General features: G+C 65.3%; 23 protein-coding genes. 10 read left to right on the top strand and 13 right to left on the bottom strand.

The window, feature by feature from the left end; all coding sequences use genetic code 11:
• Nucleotides 1–156: 156 nt before the first annotated feature.
• The 4 genes from NFG57_RS13745 to NFG57_RS13730 all read right to left on the bottom strand — a co-directional run bounded on the left by NFG57_RS13745 (nt 157) and on the right by NFG57_RS13730 (nt 4,331).
• The gene (locus tag NFG57_RS13745) at nt 157–1,746 is read right to left on the bottom strand and encodes a hypothetical protein (protein WP_348814553.1); all 1,590 of its coding nucleotides are present in this window, start codon (nt 1,744–1,746) and stop codon (nt 157–159) included.
• Between the two features lie 312 nt (nt 1,747–2,058).
• Nucleotides 2,059–2,640, bottom strand: coding sequence for a manganese efflux pump MntP family protein (locus NFG57_RS13740; protein ID WP_045991826.1), 582 nt, complete (start codon nt 2,638–2,640; stop codon nt 2,059–2,061).
• Nucleotides 2,641–3,017: 377 nt separating this feature from the next.
• Nucleotides 3,018–3,404, bottom strand: a complete 387-nt coding sequence (locus NFG57_RS13735) for a hypothetical protein (protein WP_348814552.1) — start codon at nt 3,402–3,404, stop codon at nt 3,018–3,020.
• A 45-nt stretch (nt 3,405–3,449) separates the two neighbouring features.
• Nucleotides 3,450–4,331 (bottom strand): LysR substrate-binding domain-containing protein, encoded by an 882-nt coding sequence (locus tag NFG57_RS13730; protein ID WP_045991825.1) that lies wholly within the window; start codon nt 4,329–4,331, stop codon nt 3,450–3,452.
• A 105-nt stretch (nt 4,332–4,436) separates the two neighbouring features.
• Here NFG57_RS13730 and NFG57_RS13725 point away from each other — a divergent pair, with 105 nt between their 5' ends.
• The 3 genes from NFG57_RS13725 (at nt 4,437) to NFG57_RS13715 (ending at nt 8,269) form a co-directional block, all read left to right on the top strand.
• Nucleotides 4,437–5,315 carry a hypothetical protein gene (locus tag NFG57_RS13725; protein WP_213228803.1) on the top strand — a complete coding sequence of 293 codons (879 nt, stop codon included), beginning with the start codon at nt 4,437–4,439 and terminating at the stop codon, nt 5,313–5,315.
• Between the two features lie 86 nt (nt 5,316–5,401).
• Nucleotides 5,402–6,685 carry a Xaa-Pro peptidase family protein gene (locus tag NFG57_RS13720; protein ID WP_124803985.1) on the top strand — a complete coding sequence of 428 codons (1,284 nt, stop codon included), beginning with the start codon at nt 5,402–5,404 and terminating at the stop codon, nt 6,683–6,685.
• Between the two features lie 93 nt (nt 6,686–6,778).
• Nucleotides 6,779–8,269 (top strand): CoA-acylating methylmalonate-semialdehyde dehydrogenase, encoded by a 1,491-nt coding sequence (locus NFG57_RS13715; RefSeq protein ID WP_124803984.1) that lies wholly within the window; start codon nt 6,779–6,781, stop codon nt 8,267–8,269.
• A gap of 318 nt (nt 8,270–8,587) precedes the next feature.
• On the opposite strand, the gene NFG57_RS13710 is transcribed toward NFG57_RS13715, so the two are convergent.
• Nucleotides 8,588–9,637 (bottom strand): DUF2235 domain-containing protein, encoded by a 1,050-nt coding sequence (locus tag NFG57_RS13710; RefSeq protein ID WP_348814551.1) that lies wholly within the window; start codon nt 9,635–9,637, stop codon nt 8,588–8,590.
• Nucleotides 9,638–9,839: 202 nt separating this feature from the next.
• The gene (locus NFG57_RS13705; RefSeq protein ID WP_348814550.1) at nt 9,840–11,081 is read right to left on the bottom strand and encodes an amino acid deaminase; all 1,242 of its coding nucleotides are present in this window, start codon (nt 11,079–11,081) and stop codon (nt 9,840–9,842) included.
• Between the two features lie 213 nt (nt 11,082–11,294).
• Between NFG57_RS13705 and NFG57_RS13700 the strand changes: the two genes are divergently transcribed.
• From NFG57_RS13700 to NFG57_RS13685, 4 genes are all read left to right on the top strand, one after another.
• Nucleotides 11,295–12,158 carry a MurR/RpiR family transcriptional regulator gene (locus tag NFG57_RS13700; RefSeq protein ID WP_045995075.1) on the top strand — a complete coding sequence of 288 codons (864 nt, stop codon included), beginning with the start codon at nt 11,295–11,297 and terminating at the stop codon, nt 12,156–12,158.
• A gap of 1 nt (nt 12,159) precedes the next feature.
• Entirely contained in the window at nt 12,160–13,620 is a 1,461-nt protein-coding gene (locus NFG57_RS13695) for a D-aminoacylase (RefSeq protein ID WP_348814549.1), read from the top strand.
• A gap of 39 nt (nt 13,621–13,659) precedes the next feature.
• A complete protein-coding gene (locus NFG57_RS13690; protein WP_045995074.1) occupies nt 13,660–14,052 on the top strand; it encodes a RidA family protein in 393 nt (130 codons plus the stop codon).
• 168 nt (nt 14,053–14,220) lie between these two features.
• Nucleotides 14,221–15,711, top strand: a complete 1,491-nt coding sequence (locus tag NFG57_RS13685) for a sodium:solute symporter family protein (RefSeq protein ID WP_045995073.1) — start codon at nt 14,221–14,223, stop codon at nt 15,709–15,711.
• 96 nt (nt 15,712–15,807) lie between these two features.
• On the opposite strand, the gene NFG57_RS13680 is transcribed toward NFG57_RS13685, so the two are convergent.
• Nucleotides 15,808–16,413: a cytochrome b/b6 domain-containing protein gene (locus NFG57_RS13680; protein ID WP_348814548.1), complete on the bottom strand. Its 606-nt coding sequence runs from the start codon at nt 16,411–16,413 to the stop codon at nt 15,808–15,810.
• Nucleotides 16,414–16,538: 125 nt separating this feature from the next.
• Between NFG57_RS13680 and NFG57_RS13675 the strand changes: the two genes are divergently transcribed.
• Nucleotides 16,539–16,928, top strand: a complete 390-nt coding sequence (locus NFG57_RS13675) for an MAPEG family protein (protein ID WP_045995072.1) — start codon at nt 16,539–16,541, stop codon at nt 16,926–16,928.
• 76 nt (nt 16,929–17,004) lie between these two features.
• Here the strand turns inward: NFG57_RS13675 and NFG57_RS13670 are convergent, their stop codons facing one another.
• On the bottom strand, nt 17,005–17,589 hold the full coding sequence (locus NFG57_RS13670) for an NAD(P)H-dependent oxidoreductase (protein ID WP_348814547.1): 585 nt from the start codon (nt 17,587–17,589) through the stop codon (nt 17,005–17,007).
• A 147-nt stretch (nt 17,590–17,736) separates the two neighbouring features.
• On the opposite strand from NFG57_RS13670, the gene NFG57_RS13665 reads away from it, so the two are divergent.
• On the top strand, nt 17,737–18,075 hold the full coding sequence (locus tag NFG57_RS13665; RefSeq protein ID WP_222568481.1) for a hypothetical protein: 339 nt from the start codon (nt 17,737–17,739) through the stop codon (nt 18,073–18,075).
• 27 nt (nt 18,076–18,102) lie between these two features.
• Here NFG57_RS13665 and NFG57_RS13660 read toward each other — a convergent pair whose 3' ends face one another.
• From NFG57_RS13660 to NFG57_RS13650, 3 genes are all read right to left on the bottom strand, one after another.
• Entirely contained in the window at nt 18,103–19,041 is a 939-nt protein-coding gene (locus NFG57_RS13660) for a pirin family protein (protein ID WP_348814546.1), read from the bottom strand.
• A 100-nt stretch (nt 19,042–19,141) separates the two neighbouring features.
• Entirely contained in the window at nt 19,142–19,765 is a 624-nt protein-coding gene (gene ycaC / locus NFG57_RS13655) for an isochorismate family cysteine hydrolase YcaC (RefSeq protein WP_253028899.1), read from the bottom strand.
• 158 nt (nt 19,766–19,923) lie between these two features.
• On the bottom strand, nt 19,924–20,808 hold the full coding sequence (locus NFG57_RS13650; protein ID WP_348814545.1) for a pirin family protein: 885 nt from the start codon (nt 20,806–20,808) through the stop codon (nt 19,924–19,926).
• A 152-nt stretch (nt 20,809–20,960) separates the two neighbouring features.
• Here NFG57_RS13650 and NFG57_RS13645 point away from each other — a divergent pair, with 152 nt between their 5' ends.
• Nucleotides 20,961–21,878, top strand: coding sequence for a LysR substrate-binding domain-containing protein (locus NFG57_RS13645; RefSeq protein WP_348814544.1), 918 nt, complete (start codon nt 20,961–20,963; stop codon nt 21,876–21,878).
• Nucleotides 21,879–22,021: 143 nt separating this feature from the next.
• Here NFG57_RS13645 and NFG57_RS13640 read toward each other — a convergent pair whose 3' ends face one another.
• Both NFG57_RS13640 and NFG57_RS13635 read right to left on the bottom strand, forming a co-directional pair.
• The gene (locus tag NFG57_RS13640; RefSeq protein ID WP_045995065.1) at nt 22,022–23,530 is read right to left on the bottom strand and encodes a sodium:alanine symporter family protein; all 1,509 of its coding nucleotides are present in this window, start codon (nt 23,528–23,530) and stop codon (nt 22,022–22,024) included.
• 216 nt (nt 23,531–23,746) lie between these two features.
• On the bottom strand, nt 23,747–24,115 hold the full coding sequence (locus tag NFG57_RS13635; protein ID WP_083970678.1) for a ribbon-helix-helix domain-containing protein: 369 nt from the start codon (nt 24,113–24,115) through the stop codon (nt 23,747–23,749).
• Between the last annotated feature and the right edge of the window lie 173 nt (nt 24,116–24,288).

Here is a 24,288-nt window from a genome sequence, read left to right as displayed (position 1 = left end):
GGCCTGTCTGAGCAACGTTTCAACTGGCTCTGCTTTAAAGGAAATCGATCGGGTAGCCGGTGCAGCAGCCGCTGCTGTCGCCTGAGATGCCCGGGAGCTTGAAGCGAAGATGGCGCTGCGGTGGCGGCGTGCTCAGGCCACGGAGGCAACGGCATCTCAGGGCATATGGTCTGCTCGGGAGCCGGCGAGGGCGTGGCCGTCGACGGTGGGGTGGCCGGGACTCCGGTCGGTGTCTGTGCCGGCGGTTGGCGAGTCGGCAGGTGCGTCGCCTGCGAGCAGGCCTTCGCGCCCGGGTACCGGCACCACCATCATCCAGTCGAGCCCGGCGGCGATCGGCGCAAGGCGCATGCCGTCGCCCAGTGCGACCACGGCGTCTCCCAGTTCGCTTAACGGGCGACTGGACATCGGCGCCTGCACCACGGCGTCCGCCAGGCGGTTGACGCCGTCCTGCTGGGCGCTGGTGACGGGGTCAAGCGTGCCTCCCAGGCGATCGGCCAGCGTCTCGATGCGGGTATCGGCCTGCGCCAGCCCCTCGACCAGGGTGTCGGCCAGGGGTAGCAGCCGGTTGCCGGTCCTGTCGAGGCCCTGATCGACGCGCCCAAGGGTCGTGACACCACTGTCCAGGCTGTCCGCCAGCACCAGACCCTGCAAACGCCCGGACAGGTCCTGGCCGGCATCGACCAGCCGTCCGACTTCCTCGAGGGTGGTGCGAGTGTCGCCTACCAGCGATGACAGATTGGCCGACATGTCGCCCAGTTGCTGGGCCGGGGCCAGGGCGAGTGTCACCCGGTCGTCGAGCATGTCGCCGGGACGCGTGACCATGACGCCGAACTCACCGGTCAGGCCCACCGCCTCGGTGGCCAGCATCTGACTCAGGCTGCCTCGGCCCAGGTCCGCCGCTGCCGTGAGCGTGCTGCGCTCATCGTTTCCGATACTCTCGACCAGTCCGACGACGGCCTGCTCATCCAGCCGGGGGATGCCGCTGTGGCTGATCCCGCCATGGCGCAGCGCCGTGCGCGCCGCCACCCCTTGCAGGCTGGTCTCATCACGCTGGCCTCCCAGCACCTGACCGGCCAGGGCGACCCACTGGCCGGCACGACTCAGCCCACTGGCGGAGGCGTCGACCAGGGCGTTGCCGGTGGTGGCGCTGACGTCTGACAGCGCATCGCCTCCGGCGACGATCAGGTCCGCCGCCAGGCTTGGCCACAGCAAGGAGTCGGAGGTGATCAGGATCGGTTCCAGGCCGAGCTGGATAGCGCTAGCCACTCGGGTGGTCAGTGACTGCTCAAGATCGCCCCATGGCTCCTCGAGATCGAGTTCCTGCTGTCCGATGCCCAGCGTGCTGGTCAGGCGACGTCGATAGCGGTCCAGTGACAGCACCCGCTGCAGCCGGTCATCGAAGCGATGCAGTAACGGCAGAGCAGCGACGCTGTCGAGCACACCCTCAACCGCTTCCAGAGATCCCCCCAGTGGTCCCTCAAGGTAGGCCCCGGTGCTTGCCAGGGCGGACTCGGTAGCGCTGGCCCATCCGTTGGCACCGACAGCACGGGCCACGGCGGTTCCTTGAGTCGTGAGCTGGTTGGCGGTCATCCGTCCGATCCCCCCGGCCACCAGCTCGGCGGAACGGGAGGCGCTGGGCAGCACCGGGCTGGCCGAAAGGTGCTGTCGGTCGCCGGAAATCTGATCACGCTGAACGATCTGTACCGACGACTGGAAGCCGTGACCCGCAAGGGGGGCTGACGTCATCTCGGTGGCTGGTCTGGTGGCGGATGCTGCTGGCGAGAAAGGGGAGTGCTCAGCGCAGCCGGTCAGCAGAACGGCCAGAACGGTTACCGCTATCCATCGTGGCAATCGAGCCGCCTGTGCGCTGGGCTTGAGGATCATGAGGTGTCCAGCCGTCTGATACCGGCAATAGTGCACCAGACTATCGACAAAACGGGCGAGATCGTGGACGAACTTTGCTAGAGCAGGCGTGTTGCCGGCATGGATGAGCGCTAGGAGCGAGTCATTGGCAGTTAACCTGCCCGGGATCGCGACAGGGTCGACCGGGCAAGAGGATCAGGCGAGCAGGTGGTGATACAGAGTGGTGGCGCCGATGGCGATCAAGACCAGCCCCCCGAGGATCTCGGCACGCGGCCCCACCGTCTTGCCGAGCCGGCGTCCCAGCAGCATGCCCAGGGTCGCCATCAGGGTGGTGGCGCCACCGATCGCCAGTGCCGTCACCCAGATGTTGGCGTTCATGAACGCCAGACCTACGCCCACCGCCATGGCGTCCAGGCTGGTGGTGATCGCGGTGGCGATGATCAGCCACCAGCGGGTGCGATCGCTGGTCGTGCCGCAATCGCAGCTGGCGCAGTCCTTGGGGGCGGGAGCGAGGCCACTGTGGATCATCTTGCCGCCCAGGGCGAGCAGCAGGAAGAAGATGATCCAGTGATCCCAGTGGGCAATGGTGTCATAGGCGCTGGTGCCGAGCAGCCAGCCGATAATTGGCGTCGTGGCTTCCACCAGACCAAACAGCAGGCCGGTCTGCAGGGCCACCACGAAACGCAGCCGACGCACGCAGGCACCCTTGCTGACCGAGGCGGCAAAGGCATCGGAAGATAGCGAGAAGGCGAGCAGCAGGGTCGAAGTGGGCGTCATGAAGGTGCGAATCCGGCGGTTGCCTGTTGAAAATACGTGATGTCGCTGAAAGAGCCTCGTGCGCAGCGTTACGACCGATATTCCGGGCATTGGCTATGGACACGATAGCGAATTTGCATGGCGATATTAGCGCGCAGGCTGACAGATGCAACTCTTTACCAAGGCTGCAAGTTTAAGCCAAAACAAAGACATATAGCCGTGACTATACCTTATTGCAGCGGCAAGAAAAGGAGAGGCCAGAGGCGCACTATTGCCCGCTGGCGGGTAATCCCGAGGCGTGACAAAGCGGCAAGGTCGTCGAGGCCCTTTCCCCGATAAACGAGCAAGAAGATGCATTGGCAGCGGCAAGAATGTTGGTTCTCGGGAAGAGAAGACGGTCAGGATTTCAAGGCGTCTTCCAGCATCTTTACGATGACGAGGCCGGCCTTGGCGGGCAGGTTGTCGCCGGCATAGTGGCGAATGGCTGCGACCTCTTCGCGAAGCTTTAGATGCCGAGCTCTGAGGTGTTCGAGTTCCTGTTCAAGGAGCTCCATTCCATCCATTCCAACCGATGAAAACTGGGAAGCCCGAGGTTCGAGGGAGTCGTCAAATGGCGTGGTCACTGTCATCTCCGGACCAGGACAAGGGCACCGCCGGGCAGGCGAGACCATCGGAGAATCCTGGTTATTGAAGTGTGGCGTATCTCTCCTTGTGGCGATATAGGGATCAGGGGGTAGTTCGCCTGTAATGACGAGGTAATCAAACCATGAATCCGTCACGATCATGATATTGCGACTCAGGCATTCGACCGACACGCGGTCGAGCCAGGCTCAGGCCTGGTCCTGAAACTCGGGCACGGCGACTGCGTCGTTGTGGGTGACGACCTCCTCGAGCTGTTGGCAGAAGGTGTTGAAGGCGTCGCTCGCATGTCCGGGGCGCCGGTGCATCTCGATTTCCACCTGGCCGAGCGCCGGCAGGCCCTGCTCCTCGCCGAGAATCCGACAGCCCGCCGGTACGCTGCGGGGTGTCTTGACGGTGATCGCGAGCCCCGCCTGGACCGGCAGGTTGATGCCGGTGGGGGACTGGCTCGAGTAACGCAGTTCCCAGGCGCGTTCCTGACGCCCCAGGGCGGCGAGGGCGTGGGCGCGAAAGATGCAGCCTTCGGGATTCAGTGCCAGGGGCAGTCGGCTGCCACGGGTAGGATCGGCATCTTCTGCCGCGACCCACACCATGGGTTCCCAGCCGAGCAACTGGCCCGATTGCGTCGGTCCGTGGCGGATCGACAGGACCACGTCGAGCAGGCCCTGCTGGAAGCTGTCCACCAGGTCGGCACTGATGCCACAGATGACCTCGATGCGGGTATGCGGATAGGCCTCGGCGAACCGGGGCAGCAGTTCCGGCAGGTAGGCGCTGGCCTGTTCCTCGGAGGTGCCGATACGAATCTTCTCGCCGTGCTGGCGGTCGCCGAGCGCCGCCCTGGCCTCGTCTTCCAGCGTCAGCATGTGTCGTGCATAGGGCAGCAGCCGTTCACCGTCGGACGTCAGCAGCACGCTGCGGCTGGTGCGCTCGAACAGCGACTTGTGCATCTGGTCCTCCAGTCGCTTGATCTGCAGGCTGACGGCGGACTGGGTGCGGTGCAGCACGCGGCCGGCGGCGCTGAAGCCCTGGCACTCGGCCACGGTGACGAAAGCGCGGAGCAGGTCGGTATCCATAATCGATGAGCCTTTGAAATAAGTGATATCTCAACCATTCATTTCTATTATGAAGAGGCGCTCTCTATCCTGTCCAACATCACTTGAGACAGGCAGGAGTTCCTCATGCAGGCCACCGATGCGCCCACCACTTCCTCGCTGGACGGTCTGATCGACCTTGAGCACTACCCGATTCATGACCTGGACGGCGAGTCCGGACGGGCGCTGATCCAGCGCTGTCACGAACAGCTGGCCGACGATGGCTGTGTGGTACTCAAGAACTTTGTCCCCGAGGAGGCGTTGGCACGGCTGGAGCGCGAGACCGAGCGGCTGTCGCCCGAGGCGCACTACAACCAGACCGAGACCAACCCCTACAACAATGCCGGCGATCCCGAGCGCCCGGCCAGCCACCCGCTCAATCGCTTCGACGATCGCACCAACGGCTTTGTCGCCGGCGATCGCATCGGCGAAGACACCATCATTCGCCAGGTCTACCAGCACCCGGACTTCCAGCGCTTTATCGCCACCGTGGTGGGCATGGAAGAGATTCACCAGTACGCCGACCCATTGGCGGACCTGGTGGTCAACGTGCTGAGAGAGGGCTGCCAGCATCCCTGGCACTACGACACCAACGAGTTCATCGTCACCATGATGACCCGCCAGTCCCATGGCGGCGGCCGTTTCGAGTATGCCCCGGGCATCCGCAGCCCCGAGGGTGAGAACTTCGACGAGGTCGAGCAGGTGCTGGATGGCGATCGTTCGCGGCTCAAGGCGCTGGACCTTCAACCGGGTGACCTGCAGGTGTTTTTCGGCCGCTATTCGCTGCACCGGGTGACGCCGGTGGAAGGCCAGAAGGAGCGTCACACCGTGATCTTCGCCTACGCCAAGGAACCCGGCTTCATCGGTCGCCCCGAGCGTGCCCAGCGCATCTTCGGGCGCATGGCGCCGATTCACGAGACCCTGTTGAAGGAAGGCATGAATCGCAGCGATTCGCTGGCCGACTGAGCCCACGCCGATGACATCGAAGCCGAGCACGTAGAGGCTCGGCCTGTGCCCCTTGCGACCCCGCCATATTCGAACAGGACCCTGACATGAGCATCGTCGATTTCGACAACCTGACCGACAACGAGCCGGACCATATTCCGGTCGTGCCCTCTGCGCCGATGGCCAACGGCGACAGCATCCCCACCGCCTTCGATCCCAGGCAGCTGCGCGCCGGGCGCCTGGCGCGGCTGCGCGCGACGATGGCGGAGCAAGGCTACGCCGCCATGGTGCTGTTCGACCCCAACAACCAGCGCTATGCCACCGGTTCGCGCAACATGTTCGGCTACTTCCTGCGCAACTCGACCCGCTACATCTATGTGCCCCTGGAAGGGCCGGTGATCCTGTTCGAGTACCCGGGCAGCGCCCACGTCTCTACCTGGCTCGAGACCATCGATGAATCGCGCACCTCCAAGGTGGTGTGGTCCGCCGTCAACCAGCGCGACAACCTCTCTTCGGACCCCTTCGGTGTGGAGATCGCCGAACTGATCGAAGAGCACGGACGCGGCAACCGCAAAATCGGGCTGGATCGCTGTGCGCTCAACCTGGCGCGCTCACTCGAGGCCCAGGGCCTCGAAGTCTTCGACTGCATGCAGGACACGCTGCACTGCCGGCGCATCAAGACCCCCGAGGAGATCGCCTGTCTGGCTCAGTCCATGGCCGGCAGCGAGGCTGCGGTGGCCGAGGTCGAGGCGGCGATCAAGCCGGGCATCACCGAGAACGAGCTGTTCGCGATCATGTACGGCAACGTCATCCGTCAGGGCGGCGAGTTCATCGAGACCCGTCTGCTGTCGTCCGGCCCGCGCACCAACCCCTGGTTCAATGAGGCCAGTGACCGGGTCATTCGTCCGGGCGAACTGGTGGCGCTGGATACCGATACCATCGGTTGTCACGGCTACTATTCGGACTTCTCGCGGACCTTCCACGTCGGCCCCAATCGCCCCAGCGCCTACCAGAAGGAGCTGTATCGCATGGCCTACGACCAGGTGCACCACAACATGGGCATCTTGCAGCCGGGCATGAGCTATCGCGAGATCGCCGAGCAGGCCTGGAAGATCCCCGAGCGCTTCCTCGACCGTCGCTATCCCTCCATCATCCACGGCGTCGGCATGCACGGTGAAACCCCGCTGGTCGCCCACCATATGGACTTCGATCGCTTCTCCAAGGATGGCGTTCTCGAACCCGGCATGGTGGTGTCCGTGGAGAGCTACATCGGCGAGGTGGGTGCCGCCGACGGGGTCAAGCTGGAAGAAGAAGTGCTGATCACCGACAGCGGTGTGGAAAAGCTGTCCCGCTATCCCTTCGACGAGGCGCTGCTCGACCGCCAGTTCTGAGCCGCATCATCTGCGTACCATGCTGCGCCGGGCCCCATGCGAGATGGCCGCCCGGCGCTGACGCCTTTTCAGAAAGTCATATCGAGAGTTTTGATGAAAGACGTGAATCATTGGATCGGCGGTGAGTCACAGCCGTCGCAGCGCCATCTGGATGTCATCAACCCGGCCACCGCCGAGCCGGTCGGTCGTGTCGCCCTGGGGGACGCTGCTACCGTCGAGAGTGCCATCGAGGCGGCCCGCCGCGCCCAGCCGGCCTGGCGCGACACGCCGCCGGCCAAGCGCGCCCAGGTGATGTACCGCTTCAAGGCGCTGCTCGAGCGTGACGCCGACGAGATCTGCGCGCTGGTCAGCGAAGAGCACGGCAAGGTGCTTGAAGACGCCATGGGCGAACTCAAGCGCGGTATCGAGAACGTCGAGTACGCCTGCGGCGTGCCGGAGCTGCTCAAGGGCGAGTACTCCCACAACGCCGGGCCGGCCATCGACACCTGGTCCAATCATCAGCCGCTGGGCATCGTGGCCGGGATCACGCCGTTCAACTTCCCGGCCATGGTGCCGCTGTGGATGTATCCGATGGCGCTGGCCTGCGGCAACGCCTTTATCCTCAAACCCTCCGAGCAGGTGCCGTCGGCGGCGCTCAAGATGGCCGAGCTGCTCACCGAAGCCGGTCTGCCCGACGGCCTGTTCAGCGTGGTCCACGGCGACCGGGAGGTGGTCGAGGCGCTGATCGATGCGCCGGATGTGAAGGCGGTGTCCTTCGTCGGATCGACCCCGGTGGCCAAGGCGATCTACCAGCGTGGCGCCGAGAACGGCAAGCGCGTGCAGGCGCTCGGTGGCGCCAAGAACCACGCCGTGGTACTGCCCGATGCCGATCTGGACAACGCCGCCAGCACCCTGATCGGGGCCGCCTACGGCAGCGCCGGTGAGCGCTGCATGGCGATCAGCGTGGCGGTGTGTGTCGGCGATGACACCGCCGATGCCCTGGTCGAACGGCTTTCGCAGGAGGCCCGGGAACTCAAGATCGGTGCCGGCACCGAGCGCGGCCTGGATATGGGCGCGCTGGTCAACGCCGGGCACCGTGACAAGGTGGCGGGCTATCTCCAGCAGGGCGTCGACGCCGGGGCCGAGCTGGTGGTGGATGGGCGCGAGCATCCGCTGGTCGCGTCGTCACCGGGCTACTTCCTCGGTGCGAGCCTGCTCGACCGGGTCACGCCCGAGATGAGCGTCTATCGCGACGAGATCTTCGGGCCGGTGCTGTGCGTCGTGCGTGTCGCCAGCTTCGATGAGGCCATTGCGCTGATCAACGCCCACCAGTACGGCAACGGCACCTGCGTGTTCACCCGGGATGGCGAGGCCGCGCGTCGCTTCGCCGACGCCATCGAGGTCGGCATGGTCGGCATCAACGTACCGCTGCCTGTACCGGTGGCCTTCCACAGCTTCGGCGGCTGGAAGGAGTCGCTGTTCGGCGATCTGCATGCCTATGGCCCCGACGCCGTGCGCTTCTACACCCGGCGCAAGGCCATCTCCCAGCGCTGGCCGAGGAGCCAGGACAGGGAAAGCGCGCAGTTCAACTTCCCCTCGAACTAGCCCGCTCTCGAGGCCAGACTCGTCCTGCAAGCGCAGCGCCGGCCTCGGACCCCCGACGAGGGAGAGCGCCTCAGGCCACCGCGAACGCCCACTCCTTGCGAGTGGGCGTTGTCGTATCCGTGGCAGGCGCTCGCGCCATCACTCGGGGGCTGTCAGTATCTAGGCGCTGTCCGAAAAGTCGACGAGCGAAGGTTAGACAAGGCAAAAATCGGTGAGAAAGCGCAGTTTACGGGGTGTAAATGAGTATTTTGACCGGGCTGGCGCACCAGCCGATTTTTAACGCCGTATTACCGAGCGCAGGCACTTTTCAGACAAGCCCTAAGTGGATGGCGGCGTCGCCGCAAGACGCGGGTGGATAGGGTTGGCGGGCCGATAGCCGTGCAGGGCAATACGACGGGTGGCGACGCTCGGGTGCAACGTCTCGTTGCCGAAGGAGGCAAAGCCGATGCGCCGCAGATAGCGCCGGGGCGAGATCAGTCGATAGAGACGCGAAAGAAACCTCTGGTAGGAGTCGATGATGTCGTCCTCGCGCGGTGGTGAGCCAAGCAAGGGGCGGCTGTCAGGCAGCAGCGGCAGCCCCTGTTCGCAGGCGCGGCCCATCATCCAGTCCAGGCTGACGTCCGACAGCACGCGGTCCCGGTAGCCTCCGCCGACGTTGGAGTGGGCGCCGGGAAACCATACCTGCTCGAGGGTGGAGGTGGTGGTCTGCGGCGACCACAGGGTGGGGGCGAAGGCCTTGCGGTGCTCGTCGATCGCCAGCGCCTGGTAGGCGTGGCGCACCAGCGGGCTCAGGCGGGTGTCATGGAACTCGAATCGGCGGCGGTTGAAGGCGGCAAAGCTCCTGAGTGGAATCCCCAGGCTGCCCACGGTGTCCCACACACCGATCATGTGGATCTCCGGCACCCAGGCGTAGCGCGAGGCGAAGCGTCGAGCCTCGGCGGATTGCGGGCCACGTCTTCGATCGCGGTAAAGCGCGTAGGCGCGTCCCGCCAACTGCCGGTGTTCGGGGTGCAGCAGACCGCTGGTGTGAAGCATCCCGCTCAGGCTTCGCGCGGTGTAGGCGCCTCGGCTGAAGCCGAACAGAAACAGCCGGTCGTCCGGGCGCAACAGTTCGACCAGCTCGACGTACGCCTCGACCAGAATTTCCGATAGCCCGAGTCCGGTGGCGCCTGCCACCAGGCGGTCGTACCAGTGCAGGTCACTGCCGACGCCATGGTAGTAGCGCTTGACGGTGCCGCCCTCGGCCATGGGGTTGTCGGCCACCGCCTGGTAGAGCCGGCTGACGTTGGTGTTGGTGTCACCGTCTTCCAGGTCCATGTCCGGCACCTGCCAGGTGCCATCGAAGAACAGCGCGACATTCTTGGCCATCGGCTTCCCTTGCTGTCAGCCCTCTTGATCCGAGCGATGCCCGGTGGTCGCTGTCAGTGTATGTCGGGGGCGTGGCTAGAAAATTGAGCGCACAGGCGCAGGGCGACGATCGGTCGTTCTGGTAGCGCTGCGGCAAAGGTTGCAGGAACGGGGCGGACGGATGGTTTCCGCCCGCCCCTTGGTCGTTCGCTTGTCAGAGTGTCTAGAAGCGCGTCGCCCAGGTATCGACGACCCTGAGCGCGTCATCGATCAGATGGAGCTGGCGCCACTTGTCGAAGGTCATGCAGGGGTGCGAGGCGCCAAAGGCCAGGACGTCACCGATGCGCACGTCGCGGGCGCTGTCGGGCAACTGGATAAAGGTGTGCTGGTCCATCTGCTTGACGACTTGCCAGCCTTCCACCGACAGCTGCTCGCTGGCCTGTCCGCCTTCGCGATAGCGCCTGAGCACCTCGGGCGCCAGGTCGAAGCCGATATCGCGCTTGCCCAGTGCCACGATGGCCAGCCCCGGCTCGGGCAGCGACTGCACCTGGGCGAACACCTCCAGCGCCGGCTCAAGCCCCTGGTGCAGGTCCTGGCGCCGGGACAGCACGCCGGCCTGGGCCTCGCGGTAGATGCCGTGGTCATGGACCACGTAGCAGCCCGGGCGCAGCACCGGGGTGAAGCGGCCTTCGAGTCCACCGTCGCGGAATTCTTCTGCGATCAGGTCGTACCAGGCCGAACCCGACGCCGTGACGATGGGCTTGTCGCGCTCGACCAGGCCTTCGTCGGCCAGTCGCTTGACGCCGTCGACGAGGCGCTGGGCGTAGCGGCGAATGCCGGCCACAGGATCGTCGCCATGGACCACACCCTCATACCCCTCCAGACCCGCCAGGGCTATGCCCGGCAGGGTAGCTGCCCGGCGCGCCAGCGCCATTACCTCGTCATCATCGCGAAGTCCGCACCTTCCCCCTTCGACGCCTACCTCGATCAGGATATTCAGGGAGATGCCGGCCGCCCCGAAAAAGGCGCCTAATTGGTCCAGGTTCTCGGCGCTGTCGACGGTGACATACAGCTCGGCGCCGGCACGGATCAGGTCGGCGGCGATGGCCATGTTGGCCTGACCGACCATCTGGTTGGCCACCAGTAGTCGCTGGGCGCCCTCGGCGAAGGCGGCGCGGCACTGGGGCAGGGTGGCCAGGGTGATGCCCCAGGCGCCGGCCTCGAGCTGCCGCCGGAACAGCGCCGGGGTCATGGTGGTCTTGCCATGGGGCGCAAGCTCGGCGCCGTGGCGGCGGGCGAAGTCCTGCATCCATGCCAGATTGTGGGCGAGCGGCGCCTGGTGGATCACCGCCGCCGGCAGGCTGACGTCGGCCAGCAGCCGGTCGCCGGTTTCCAGGGTGCCCTTGTGGCAGCCCTTGGCATCGAAGGAAGAGGAAGAGGAAGAGGAAGAGGGGGAGTGGGCCATGAAAGTTCTCCTGAAGGCGGAACGCGGCTCATGTTACGCCGCGCCGGACGATTGGCAATGTTCGAAGATTGATCTGACTACGACCATTGTCGGAAATTTTCAAAAAACTGTGGATGGTTGTTAGAAACTAACATAGCGTAAGGATACCGCAGATGACGAGGGCCCTGGACAGGCTTCGTGATCTGGCAACGTCGCAACGGAGGGAGGCAAGCCGTGAGTCAACAGATCGATATCCTGTCGCGCATCACCGCGGTGGTTCGCTCCCTGAGCGAGTCGGAGCGCAAGGTGGCGGAGCTGATCTTCGACGACATCGACTTCGTGGCAGAGGCCAGCATCAGCGAGATCGCCCGGCGATCAGGCGTCAGTGACGCCACCGTGACCCGCTTCGCCCGCTCGGTGGACTGCGACAACGTGCGTGACCTCAAGCTGCGCCTGACCCGTGCCCTGGCCGCCGGTCGTCGCTTTATCGAGGACGCCGATCCCGCCCGGGGATCGAGCATCGTCTACGACGTTGCCGCCCAGACCCTGGCGCTCAACCGCGAGTTGCTGTTCGAGGCCGATATCGAAGGCGCGGTAGAGCGACTCGACAATGCCCGCCAGATCCTGACCTTCGGCAGTGGTGGTGGCTCCAGCGTGATGTGCCAGGAGCTGCAGTTTCGCCTGATGCGCCTGGGCTATGCGGTCAGCGCCTATCCTCACGGTCTGCTGCCGAGGATGGTGGCCGCCACCCTGGAGCCCGAGGACGTAGTGGTGGTGCTGTCGGTGTCCGGCTACACCCCGGAGATGGTCGAGTCGGCCCAGATCGCCAGTCAGTACGGGGCCCAGGTGATCGCCATCACCGCCGTGGGGTCTCCGCTTGCCGCCGCCGCCAACGTGGTGCTGCCGATCGCCGCCCGGGAGACCGATTTCATTCTTCACCCTTCGGCGTCGCGCTATGCGTTGATGGCCGCCATCGACGTGCTGGCGCTGGAGCTGGCCATGCGTCATCGCGACCAGGCACGCACCAAGCTCAGGCGTTTGAAGATTGCACTTGATGACCATCGCGGCGGTGACAATCGCCAGCCGCTGGGAGACTGACATGCACCATGACCTCTTGATTCGTCGCGCCACGCTGCTGGATGGCACCGGCGCAGATCCTCGTATCGCGGATGTCGCGATCAAGGGGGATCGTATCGTGGCGGTGGGGGATCTCGCCGGGCACGAGGCCAGCGAGGTCGTGCAGGCCGAGGGGCTGGTGCTGACCCCGGGATTCATCGACGTTCACACCCACGACGACACCAATGTGGTGCGCACCCCCGAGATGCTGCCAAAGCTGAGCCAGGGGGTGACCACGGTGGTGGTCGGCAATTGCGGCATCAGCGCCTCGCCGGTCACGCTGCGCGGTAGCGAGGTGCCCGACCCGATGAACCTGCTGGGCGACGCCGAGGATTTCGCCTACCCCAGCTTCTCCGCCTACGCCGATGCCGTGGCGACGGCCTGCCCGGCGGTCAATGTGGCGGCGTTGGTGGGGCATACCAGCCTGCGTTCACTGGTGATGGATGACTTCGAGCGCCCGGCCCGCGACGACGAGATCGCCGCCATGCGCCTCGCTCTGGAACAGGCACTGGCCGAGGGGGCCATCGGCATGAGCACCGGGCTTGCCTATCGCAACGCCCGTCAGGCGCCAAGCGCCGAGGTCGGTGCTCTGGTGCGCGCGGTCAGCGAGGCGGGCGGCATCTACACCACCCACCTGCGTGACGAGTTCGCCGCACAGGCCGAGGCGATGGACGAGGCCTTTGCCACCGCCGCCGAAGCCCGTGCACCGCTGGTGATCTCGCACCTGAAGTGCGCCGGTGCCGGTAACTGGGGCCAGGCGCCACGGGCCCTGGCGCAGTTGACCGACGCCGCCAGCCGCCAGCGTGTTCACTGCGACTGCTACCCCTATACCGCCGGTTCCTCGACCCTGGATCTGGGGCAGGTCACCGACGAGATCGACATCACCATCACTTGGTCGAAGCCGCATCCGGAGCAGGCGCGTCGGCCGCTGGCCGACATCGCCGCCGACTGGGGGCTGTCACTGATGGACGCGGCCAGGCGCCTGCAACCCGCCGGCGCGGTCTATCACAACATGAGCGAGGACGACATGCGCCAGGTGCTGGCGCACCCCTTGACCATGGTCGGCTCCGATGGCCTACCCAATGACCCGCATCCGCACCCGCGTCTGTGGGGCGCCTTTCCCCGCGTGCTGGCTCATTACAGCCGCGACCTGGCACTGATGCCGCCGGCCGAGGCGGTACGCAAGATGACCGGTCTTTCCGCCGCCACCTTTGGCCTGGAAGACCGCGGTGTGATTCGTCCAGGCGCCTTCGCCGATCTGGTCCTTCTGGATCTCGAGCGCCTGGAAGATAGCGCCACCTATGACCAGCCGAAGACGCCCGCCAGCGGCATCCTTCGGGTGCTGGTCAACGGCACGACGGCCTACGCCAATGGTCAGGCGTCGGGCCAACGATCCGGGCGCATGTTGCGCCGAAGCGTGCGCCTTGCGGCCACGCCACTCTAGCCACGTTTATTGCATCAGCCTTTATCAGGAGACATTGACATGACGATCAAGCGTTATGGCGCCGAAGGCGGCGTCGGTACCGGCGGTCAGAAACTTCCCTTCTCCCGCGCGGTGGAAGCCGGCGGCTGGCTGAAGGTGTCCGGTCAGACCCCGATGACCGATGGAGAAGTGGTGGAAGGCGGCATCGTCGAGCAGAGCCGGCTGGCCTTCGAGAATGCCCTGACCATCGCCCGCGAGGCGGGCTACGACATCGAGGACGTGGTCCACGTCACCGCCGTGCTGACCGACTCGCGCTACTTCCAGTCATTCAACAAGGTGTTCGCCGAGTACTTCAAGGATCACCCGCCGGCGCGCATCTGCAGCGTTCAGGATCTGGTGGTGGACTGCAAGGTCGAGGTGGACCTGACCTGCTACCGCGCCGACCGCGCTTAAACCAGGGACATTGCGTCGAGCGGCAACTCGACCGGGGCAGGGATGCCCGCATCGTAGCGACAGGAAGGCGCCGGATCCCGGCAAGGACCCGACGCCAGGCACAGCAAACGTTCACGTTCACTGTCTCGATCGCGGCAACGACCGAGACGACAAGTATAAGAGGTCTGTATGAACAGTCATCTTTTCCTTGCTACCTTTTGCGTCTACATCGTCCTGATGATCGGCTTCGGCTGGTGGATGTCGCGGAACGATCGCGGCACCGGCGATGACTTCCTCCTTGGCGGGCGCAGCGTACCGATATTCCTGACCATCGGTACCACCGTGGCCACCATGGTGGGAACAGGTTCCAGCATGGGGGCGGTAGGCTTCGGCTACGCCAACGGCTGGGGCGGCGCACTCTATGGTCTGGGTGGTTCGATTGGGGTGCTGCTGCTGGCGCTGTGTTTCGCCGGTGTGCGGCGCTACCGCTTCATGACCATGAGCGAAGAGTTGTCGTTCTACGTCGGGGCCAACCGCCTGGTGCGCAATGTCGTGGCATTGTTCATCTACGTCGCCTGCATCGGCTGGCTCGGCGCCCATATCCTCGGCGGCGGCCTGTATCTGGCGTGGATGGCGGATATCCCCGCCTGGCAGGCCAAGATGGTGGTGGCGCTGGGCTTCGGTGTCTACTGCGTCATCGGCGGCTACATGGCGGTGGTCTGGACCGACACCGTGCAGGCCATCGTGCTGTTTGTCGGCTTCTTTTTGATGGCGGCGGTGGCCGTGGTCGAGGTGGGCGGCTTCTCCGAGATGACCGCCTCCATGGACGCCGCGGCGACCAGCTTCCTGGCCATCGACAAGGTCGGCCTGGTGCCCGCCCTGTCGCTGATCACGGTGATCGCCGTCGGCGTGCTGGCGACCCCGTCCTTCCGCCAGCGCATCTACTCCGGCGCCTCGGTGGGCTCGGTGCGTCGCTCCTTCCTGGTGACCGGCTGCCTTTACATGCTGTTCTCCATCGTGCCGGCGATCATCGGCATGGCGACCTACGCCCTCAACCCCAACCTGGAAAACAGCAACTTCGCCTTCCCGTATCTGGCCACTGAGGTGCTGCCGCTGTGGCTGGGCCTGCTGCTGCTGGTGGCCGGTCTGTCGGCGACCATGTCCAGCGCCAGCAGTGACGCTATCGCCGGTGTCACCACCCTGATCCGCGATCTCTACGTGCTGGTCAAGGGCCGCGCGCCTTCGGCCAAGAGTGTGGTCATGCTGTCGCGGGTCGGCCTGGTCGGCACCATTGGCCTGGCGCTGGCCTTCGCCCTGACCTCCGACAACGTGATCGCCTACATCACCAAGATGGTGGCGACCGTGCTGGCGGGCATGTTCGTCTGCGGCGTGCTGGGACGCTTCTGGCCGCGCTACAACTGGCAAGGTGCGATCGCCTCGCTGGTGGTGGCGTCCGCCACCTCGCTGACGGTCATCTCGGTGGAGAGCTGGAGTGAGTACTGGGGCAACCCGAGCATCCCGGCGGTGGGCCTGGCCATGGCCGCCGGTATTGTGGTCAGTCTGTTTACCCCGGCTTCCGAGCTCAGCGAAGACCAGGCACTCGAGCTGATCACCGAAGAGCGCGAGCGCATGGAGGCGGTGCCGGACGTGCCGCTGCGCAAGGGGCCCGCCAAGGCCTGAAGACCGCTCTCCAGGCCGAAGCACAAAAGCCCGCGCAGGTGACTGCGCGGGCTTCTTCGCATGTCTGCTGCGGTGGCGAGGAGCATGGGGCGCCGCTCAACGGCGTAGCGACCATATTCGGCCAAGGGCGCCGTCCTTTAGTACCAGATGGTGAAACAGGGCCGCCGTGATATGGCCACCGAGCAAAAAGGGCAGCAGCAGATCGGCGCCCCAGTCTCGGTGGAAGCGGCCAAACGGCTCCATCAGGGTGATCAGCGGCACTTCGAACAAGGCTGCGAGCGACGCCGCCAATGGCAGGCGCTGAAACGCGGGCAGTGTCCACTGGCCCAGCACCCTGAGGTCGAAGCCGGTACCGATATACGCCGCCACGGGCAGCGCCAGGAGCACAGCGAGCAGGCCACGGTGGGCGAGGCGAGTCACCCGCGGCAGACCCAGGGGTGGCGGCTGCGGCAGCCACAGGTGGGCCACCAGCAGCCCGAGCGACAGCGCCACACTCAAAAGCCCCAGGTTGACGTGGACCACCAGCAGGTACCAGTTGGCCGACTCGAGCTGGGTGGTCGCCCACTTGCGCCCGTAGGCAGTGAGGTAGAGAAGACCGATGGTCAACGCCAGCGAGGCGTGCAGGACGCGGCTGGTCACGGCATGACGGGCAGGGTGGACATCGGGGGCGTGGTTGACGTCGTGGGCTCGGCTCGCTGGCATGAAGGAAACCTCGGGGATGCGGTATTGCCCGGTGTCAGGCAACTACCGCCATGCTGACGCCTGGCCCTTCGCCTGTCAGCCATTCCCTGTGCCATGCTGGGGACAATTCGCCCTCGGAGCCTCCCATGTCGATCTTTCTCGTCACCCTCTTTGTTGCCTCCCTGCTGCCGATCCTGCTGGCCTGGATCGGCGCCGCCTGGCGTGTGCGCCAGTTCGGCCACCTGGACAATCGCCAGCCGCGTGCCCAGCAGGCGCGTCTTGAAGGCGTCGGTGCGCGGCTGCAGGCGGCCCAGTCCAACGCCTGGGAGGCGCTGATCATCTACGCCACCACCGCGGTGGTGGCCATCGGCGCAGGGGTGGAGCTTGAAAGCCTCGACGTGCCGGCGCTGGTCTTTCTCACCTCACGTCTGCTCCACCCGTTGGCCTACGCCCTGAACTGGCAGTGGACCCGCTCCATCGTCTTCGCCATCGGCATGCTGGCGTGTCTGACGATCATGATCGGAGCGTTGTGGTAGCCGCCCTGAAACGGGACAGGTGGCGGGCGGTTGTCCGCCGGCGTTCAGCCCTTTGACCGTCAGGGGCCGACGGCCGTCATTGTGACGACCGTGCCAGGGTGGTGACCAGGCGCTGACAAATGTTGTCCAGCGCCTTGGCCTTGCCTTCGTCGGCCAGGCTGCCGTCTTCATGGAAGGCGCTGCCAGCGCCGCCCACGGCAAGCTGGTCCGGCAGTACCGTGACGCCGATATTGCTCAAGAGCTGACGCAGCAGCGGCAGGGCGCGTAGCCCGCCCAGCCCGCCGGGTGAGGCACCGACGATGGCCGCCACCTTGTTTTGGTAGGGCTCGAGGGCGCCCAGGTCGCCGTCGGGGCGCGAGACCCAGTCGATGGTGTTCTTCAGAAGCGGTGTGATGAAGCCGTTGTACTCCGGGGAGGCGATGGCGAGGCCCTGATGCTCCATGAACATCCGCTTGAGGCGGCTGGCGTGCTCGGGAAGACCCTCGCCGGCCTCCAGGTCGCCGTCGTAGATCGGCATGGGAAAGTCGCGCAGGTCGATGAAGGTGGCCTGACCGCCAAGGGCGTCGATGCGTTGTGCCATCAGTCTGGCCAGACGCTTGTTGAAGGAATCCTCCCGGGCGCTGCCGGCAAAGACCAGGATACGGGGACGGGTGTCACTCATGGGGTTCTCCTGCGGTGTGAACGGAAGCGCAAAAGGGCAAGGCATGGACCAATAGCCAATGGAGCACGCTCTGTCAGCCATTGCCAGCGCCGATCTTGTGCATTCATCCTGCAACATATCGCATCAAGATGGCAGAAGGAGGTCGATGTGAAGTACCCCACAACGCCGGATGGGCGCTACTTTGTTGCCCGCAATCGCCTCTGGCGCTGCACCGATCCCGGCCTGGACGAGGACACGCGCAAGCGCCACGTCAAGGCGCTGATGGCGGCCCGACGCGCGGTCAAGGAGGCCAACAAGGTCGACGATGACGACGCGCTCAAGGCCGCGCGCCGCCAGGTCCAGGCAGCCAAGGAGGCGCTGGGCGAGCGTGGCCCGGTGTGGTGGTCCGACGGCGCCGAGGATGAGTCCGGACGCGCACCCCACAACAGCTCCTACGCCGACTGGTGGGCCAGCCTGAACGCGCAGGAGGACAAGGCGCCTGGATGAATGCCTTGCGTGTCGGCAAGGCGGCTTTCAGGAAGACCAGGGCAGCGGTGGTGCCTCCAGGCGTGCTCCCTGCCACTGGGGGATGTCACCAAAGCGCTCGCTGGCGGCTTCCCAGTCGTGCTGGGCCTGGATGATCGCTTCCCGTGAATGGCCAACGAAGTTCCACCAGATCAGGATCTCGTCCTGCATCGGCTCGCCGCCGATCAACAGGATCCGGCTGCCCGCCGACAGCGACATCTCGAGGCTGTCTCGCCCACGCCCCAGATACCCCAGCTCGTCCACCGTGAAGGCCTCGTCATCGAGCTCAAGGCCGCCTTCCAGCACCAGCGCGCCGTATTCGAAGTCGGGACGCAGGGGTACCGCCAGCTTCGTGGTGTCACTGGCCTGAACGTCGAGTCCCACCAGCGGCGAAAAGCTCAGGGTGGGGGCGTGATGGCCTTCGGCTTCACCGATCAGCAGGGTGAAGTCGGCGCCTTCGCGGCGCCAGCGCGGCAGCTCGGCGTAGTGATCAAAGCGTGGCGCGGTGTCGGCCTTGTCCTGGGGCAGGGCGATCCATAGCTGGGCGGCGTGCAGGCTGTCTGTGTCCGCCAGGCTCTCTTCGGTATGGCTGATGCCGTGGCCGGCGGTCATCAGGTTGACCTCACCCGGGCGAATCACCTGGTCGCTGCCCAGGCTATCCCGGTGGTGGACCTCGCCGGAGAGCATCCAGGTGAAGGTCTGCAGACTGGTATGGGGGTGGGGACCGACCCGCATGGCCTGGCCCTCGCGCAGGATGCTGGGGCCGGCGTGGTCGAGAAAGCACCAGGCGCCGATCAGGCGGCGCTCGCGGGTGGGCAGCACGCGGTGGATCGGCAGGCCGCCGACGTCGGCCTCCCGGGAACCGATGCGCTGGATACAGTGACGGCCATCGACGACCGGGCAGTCCCGGGACGAGGAGGGGCGATGGGGCGTTTCGTGCAGGCTCATGGTGGCCTCCTGGGCGGTCATGGCTAGACTTGGTATGGCTGTACCTGGCTGGGATCGACGGAAGAACAAGACCTGGGCGCAGTACGCCCAGGCCTGAAGCTCACCCTTGAGTCTGTTGGGAATAGCTCTGCATCAGGTTGGCGTAGGCCGGCAGGTGGGACGCCAGCAGGCCACCGAAGCCTTCGATGTCGTTGCGCCAGTCGCGATGCAGTTCGCCACCCACCCCGAACCAGGTCATCAGCTGGGCGCCGGCCTGGCTCATGCGATCCCAGGCGGCCTCGCGGGTCACCGGGTTGAAGGTGCCGGAGGCGTCGGTGACGACGAAGACGTCGTAGCCGGCCTCGATGGCCGACAGCACCGGAAAGGCCACGCAGACCTCGGTGACCACCCCGGCGATCAGTAGCTGCTTGCGTCCGGTCTTCTCGATGGCGGCGACGAATTCCTCGTTGTCCCAGGCGTTGATCTGGCCGGGGCGAGCGATATAGGGGGCGTCCGGGAACATCTCCTTGAGCTCGGGGACCATCGGGCCGTTGGGCCCGTCCTCGAAGCTGGTGGTCAAAATGGTCGGCAGCTCGAAGAACTTCGCCATGTCGGCCAGGGCCAGCACGTTGTTCTTGAAGGCGTCGGGCTCGAAGTCGCGCACCAGCGACAAGAGGCCGGCCTGGTGGTCGACCAATAGTACGGTGACGTCATCCTTGTCGAGACGAACATAGGGGCGAGTCATGGGTTTTCTCCTCCTGTCAGGGGAAACCTTCCTTGGGAGATGCCTCCGGCATCCAGCCTGGAGGTGGGGCCCCGGCGGCGGCTGCCGCCGGGAAGTTGCCAAGCATTGAGAAGGGGTGAGTCGGCAGGGGCAGACGCCTAGCCGCCGGCAACCTGTTTCTAGCTGCCGGCACTCTGGGTATCGAGGCGGCCAAACCGGCCACGTCGAAAGGCGTCGATGGAGGCGTGGATCTCGGCCTCGCTGTTCATCACGAAGGGGCCATGACCCACCACCGGCTCGTCGATCGGTTCACCGGTCAGCACCAGCAGCCGGGCGGCGGTGTTGGCGGCCAGGGCCAGCGTCTCGCCATCGCGGGACAGCTCTACCACGCTGCCACCGCGCACGACCTCCTGATCCTGTACCAGCAGGGTGCCGTCGAGCACTACCAGAAGGCTAGTGTGCCCCTTCGGTAGCGACAAGGTCGTTTCAGCGTCCTCGTTCAATGCCAGTTCCCAGGCGTTGATCGGGGTAAAGGTCCGCGCCGGGCCACGTGCCTCCAGGTACTCGCCGGCCACCACCCTGAGCTGGCCCGCCTCGCCCGGCAGTGTCACCACCGGGATCTCGTCACGGGTCAGGTTCTGGTAGGCCGCCGGGGTCGTCTTGTGGCGCGCCGGCAGATTGACCCACAGCTGGACCATCTCCAGGTCGCCGCCCTGGCGAGTGAAGTCCTCGGAGTGAAACTCCTCGTGGAGGATGCCGTCGCCGGCGGTCATCCACTGAACGTCGCCCGGGCCGATGGTGCCGCCCCCGCCGGAGGAATCGCGGTGGCTGACCTCGCCGCGATGCACGAAGGTCACCGTCTCGAAGCCCCGATGGGGGTGCACGCCGACGCCACGCTTTTGCTCGCTGGGCGCGAAGTGGTGAGGCCCGGCGTGGTCCAGCAGCAGAAAGGGGCTGATGCGCTCGGCGCCAAGGCGGTCGTAGCTGAACAGCGAGCGCACCGGGAAGCCGTCGCCCACCCAGTGACCGCGAGGGGCAGCGTGTACGGCGTTGATGGTCTTCATGGGACACCTCCTGTCATGGAAGGATCGTTGGCGATCCGTCATGGTGACAGCATAGAATCGAGACGATGGAGGCGGTAGTAGGCAAAATTCGGACGCATCGTTGCATATGTGGAACGATGGTGCGCTCAATCACCCTCGACAGGACCCGAGCCGTGCAGGATCTCAACGACTTCTTCTATTTCGTCAAGGTGGTGGACCACGGCGGTTTTGCTCCGGCGGGCCGCGCCCTGGGGCTGCCCAAGTCACGGCTCAGCCGACGTATCGCGGCACTGGAGGCACGCCTCGATACCCGCCTGATTCAGCGTTCCACCCGTCAGTTTGTGGTCACGGAACTGGGCCAGGCCTTCTATCAGCACTGCCAGGCCATGCTGTGGCAGGCCGAGGCGGCGGTGGAGGTGGTCGAGCGCCACCAGGCCGAACCGCGCGGGCGCATTCGCCTGAGCTGTCCGCCGAGCCTTCTCGCCACCTTGTTCACGCCGCTGTTTTCCGAGTTCCTGCGTCGCTGCCCCCGCATCGACCTGGACGTGGTGGCGACCAGTCGCCGCGTCGACGTGGTGCGAGAAGGCTTCGATCTGGCGATCCGGGTACGCTATCCGCCGCTGGAAGACAGCGAACTGGTGATGCGCAGGCTGTCGCGCAGCCCCCAGCGGCTGCTGGCATCACCGGATCTGGTGGCGCGCCTGGGGATGCCGGAAGCGCCGCAAGCCTTGAGCGATTGGCCCAGTCTCGACTTCGAGGAACCGGACCGGCGCCATCGCTGGCGCCTGGACGGTCCCGGCGGCGAGGAGCGAATCATCGAGCATCGGCCTCGGCTGGTGACCGACGACGTGGGGCTCTTGCACCGGGCGGTGCTCGATGGCCAGGGGGTGGCACGCTTGCCGTTGGTGGCCGCGGGCGCCGATCTGTGCGCCGGGCGTCTGGTGGACGTGTTGCCGGGCTGGGAGCCTCGGGCCGGACTGATCCACGCGGTCTACCCCAGCCGCCGCGGACAGTTACCGTCGGTACGGGCACTGCTCGACTTTCTCGACGGTGCCCTGGACGAGGACGACGCGCCGCTGCCCAGGGCGTAGGGACGATCGGGGCGCAACGGTGCCTGGCCTGACGAGACGGCCCGTGTCCGGCCGTCGGAAACGACAACGCCACGGCATGGGCCGTGGCGTTGTTGGTGCCGGGGCTCAAGCGGCCCCTGCGGTCTTGCTGGTCCAGCGCCTGATCAGGCGTCCTTTCCGCTGCCCTTGGGCGCTTCAGAGGATGAGGCCTGCGAGGCCTTGTTGCTCAAGCTCGGCCAGGCGCTTGGGTCCACCTTGCCCTTGAGCTTGGGGAACTCGTCCGGGTTGAAGGTCGGCTCCTGGCCGGCCTTGAGCTGACGCTCGTAGTCGCGGAACAGGGCGAAGGCCAGCGGCGAGAGCAGCAGGATGGCGGTCAGGTTGATCAGTGCCATCATGCCCATGGACAGGTCGGCGAAGTTCCAGATGGTGCCGAGCTGGGCGATCGAGCCGATCATGATCATCGCCAGCACCGCCAGGCGATAGATGAACACCGCGCCCGCAGAGCGACGCGAGCCCGCCAGGTACTCGATGTTGGATTCACCGTAGGAGTAGTTGGCGATCAGCGAGGTGAAGGCGAACAGCAGGATGGCGATGGCCACGAACATGCCGCCCCAGTCACCCACGTGCTCGGACAGCGCGACCTGGGTCAGCTGGATGCCGTTGGGCGCATCACCGCTCTGCAGCGCCGGCTCCGACAGGATGATCACCGCGGCGGTGGCGGTACAGATCACCAGGGTGTCGAAGAACACGCCGAGCATCTGGATAAAGCCCTGGGCCGCCGGATGGTTCGGTCGGGTGCTGGCGGTGGCGGCCACGTTCGGGGCGGAACCCATGCCGGCCTCGTTGGAGAACAGGCCGCGCTTGATGCCCTGCATCATGGCCTGGGCCACGGCGTAGCCCACTGCACCGCCGGCGGCTTCTTCGAGGCCAAAGGCACTGTTGAAGATCAACGCGATGGCGCTCGGCAGCTCATCGATATTCAGCGCCACCACCACCAGAGCGAGGATCAGGTAGAGCAGTGCCATCAGCGGCACGATCAGCTCCGCCACCTTGGCGATGGAGCGCAGGCCGCCGAAGATGATCGGGGTAACCCCCACCAGCAGGGCGATGCCGACGATCCAGGTCGGGATGTTGAATGCCTGCTCCATGGCCTGGGCGATGGAGTTGGCCTGGACGCTGTTGAAGGCAAGGCCGAAGGCGATGATCAGACAGATCGAGAAGGCGATGGCCATCCAGCGCTGACCGAGCCCGCGCTCGATGTAGCGGGCCGGGCCGCCGCGGAAGGTCTTGTCGCCGTGGTCGACCTTGTAGGCCTGGGCCAGGGTGGACTCGACGAAGCTGGTGGCCATGCCGACCAGCGCGGTCATCCACATCCAGAAGATGGCGCCGGGGCCGCCCAGATAGATGGCCACGGCGACACCCGCCAGATTGCCGGTACCCACGCGGGCCGCCAGGCTGGTGGACAGGGCCTGGAAGGAGGAAATGCCCTCGCCGCCATCACGGGATCCCTTGAGCAGGGCGAACATATGGCCGAAGAAGCGGAACTGGATGCCGCGGGTCATGACGGTGAAGTAGAGACCGGCGCCGATCAACAGGTAAACGAGCAGTTTACCCCAGATCAGGCCGTTGCCGACGGAGACGGCATCGTTGAACCAGGTGGCGATGGAATCCATGTCAAATTGTCCATTGGGTAGGAATGCGGAGGCCATTCTTCACGAATTGCCGCGTATGACAAGGAGCGTAGAGAAAAGATTGAGATAAGGCGTAGTTTTCGAGAAAAAAGATATAGACTTTAGTCGCATCAAGAAAGGTGCTGTTCTCAATGGCGCCTCAGGCCAGACATGTGAGGCCGAACGAGGTGTCGGTGAGCCCCTTTACCCGGCGCCGTTTCAGTTTATGCCCAGCGATGCCCGAGACAGGCGTTCGACAGCGGGTTGGGCGGCATTCTGTTGGGCGACATTCTGTTGGGCGGCATTCCCCTGGATGACATTCTCCTGAATGGCATTCTGCTGGTGGATGGCGCAGGCCACCCGCAACAGCGATGCCAGGTTAGGCACCTCACCCCGGATCTCGATCACCTCCTGATGCAGCTCGCTGATGAACTGAACCGTGGTCAGATTCTGGCCGGCGGCGATCTCGTTGAGGATATCCCAGAACTCGTTTTCCAGTCTGACGCTGGTCACCGAGCCCTGCAGGCGGATGGAACGGGTGGTGCACTCGTACTTGGCAGGGTCGGTGGAGGCGTACATATGGCACATGGCGTGGTCCTCTCGCTGGCGTCCGGTCGTTATCGATGATGCCGTCTTCTGACCCTGCCTGGCTCTTGCGTCAAGGAGCATTAGACCATGGTCGACGTAGTACCCCAGTGTTACCCGCCGTAGGCGGAGGCGACATAGGCTTTGGAGAGACGCAGTGTCGCATGTGGCGCTTG

The organism is Halomonas sp. H10-59 (assembly GCF_040070555.1).
Taxonomy (GTDB): Bacteria; Pseudomonadota; Gammaproteobacteria; order Pseudomonadales; family Halomonadaceae; genus Halomonas; species Halomonas litopenaei.
Note: the sequence above shows the minus strand (reverse complement) of the source record. Positions and strands in the feature narration are given on the sequence as shown.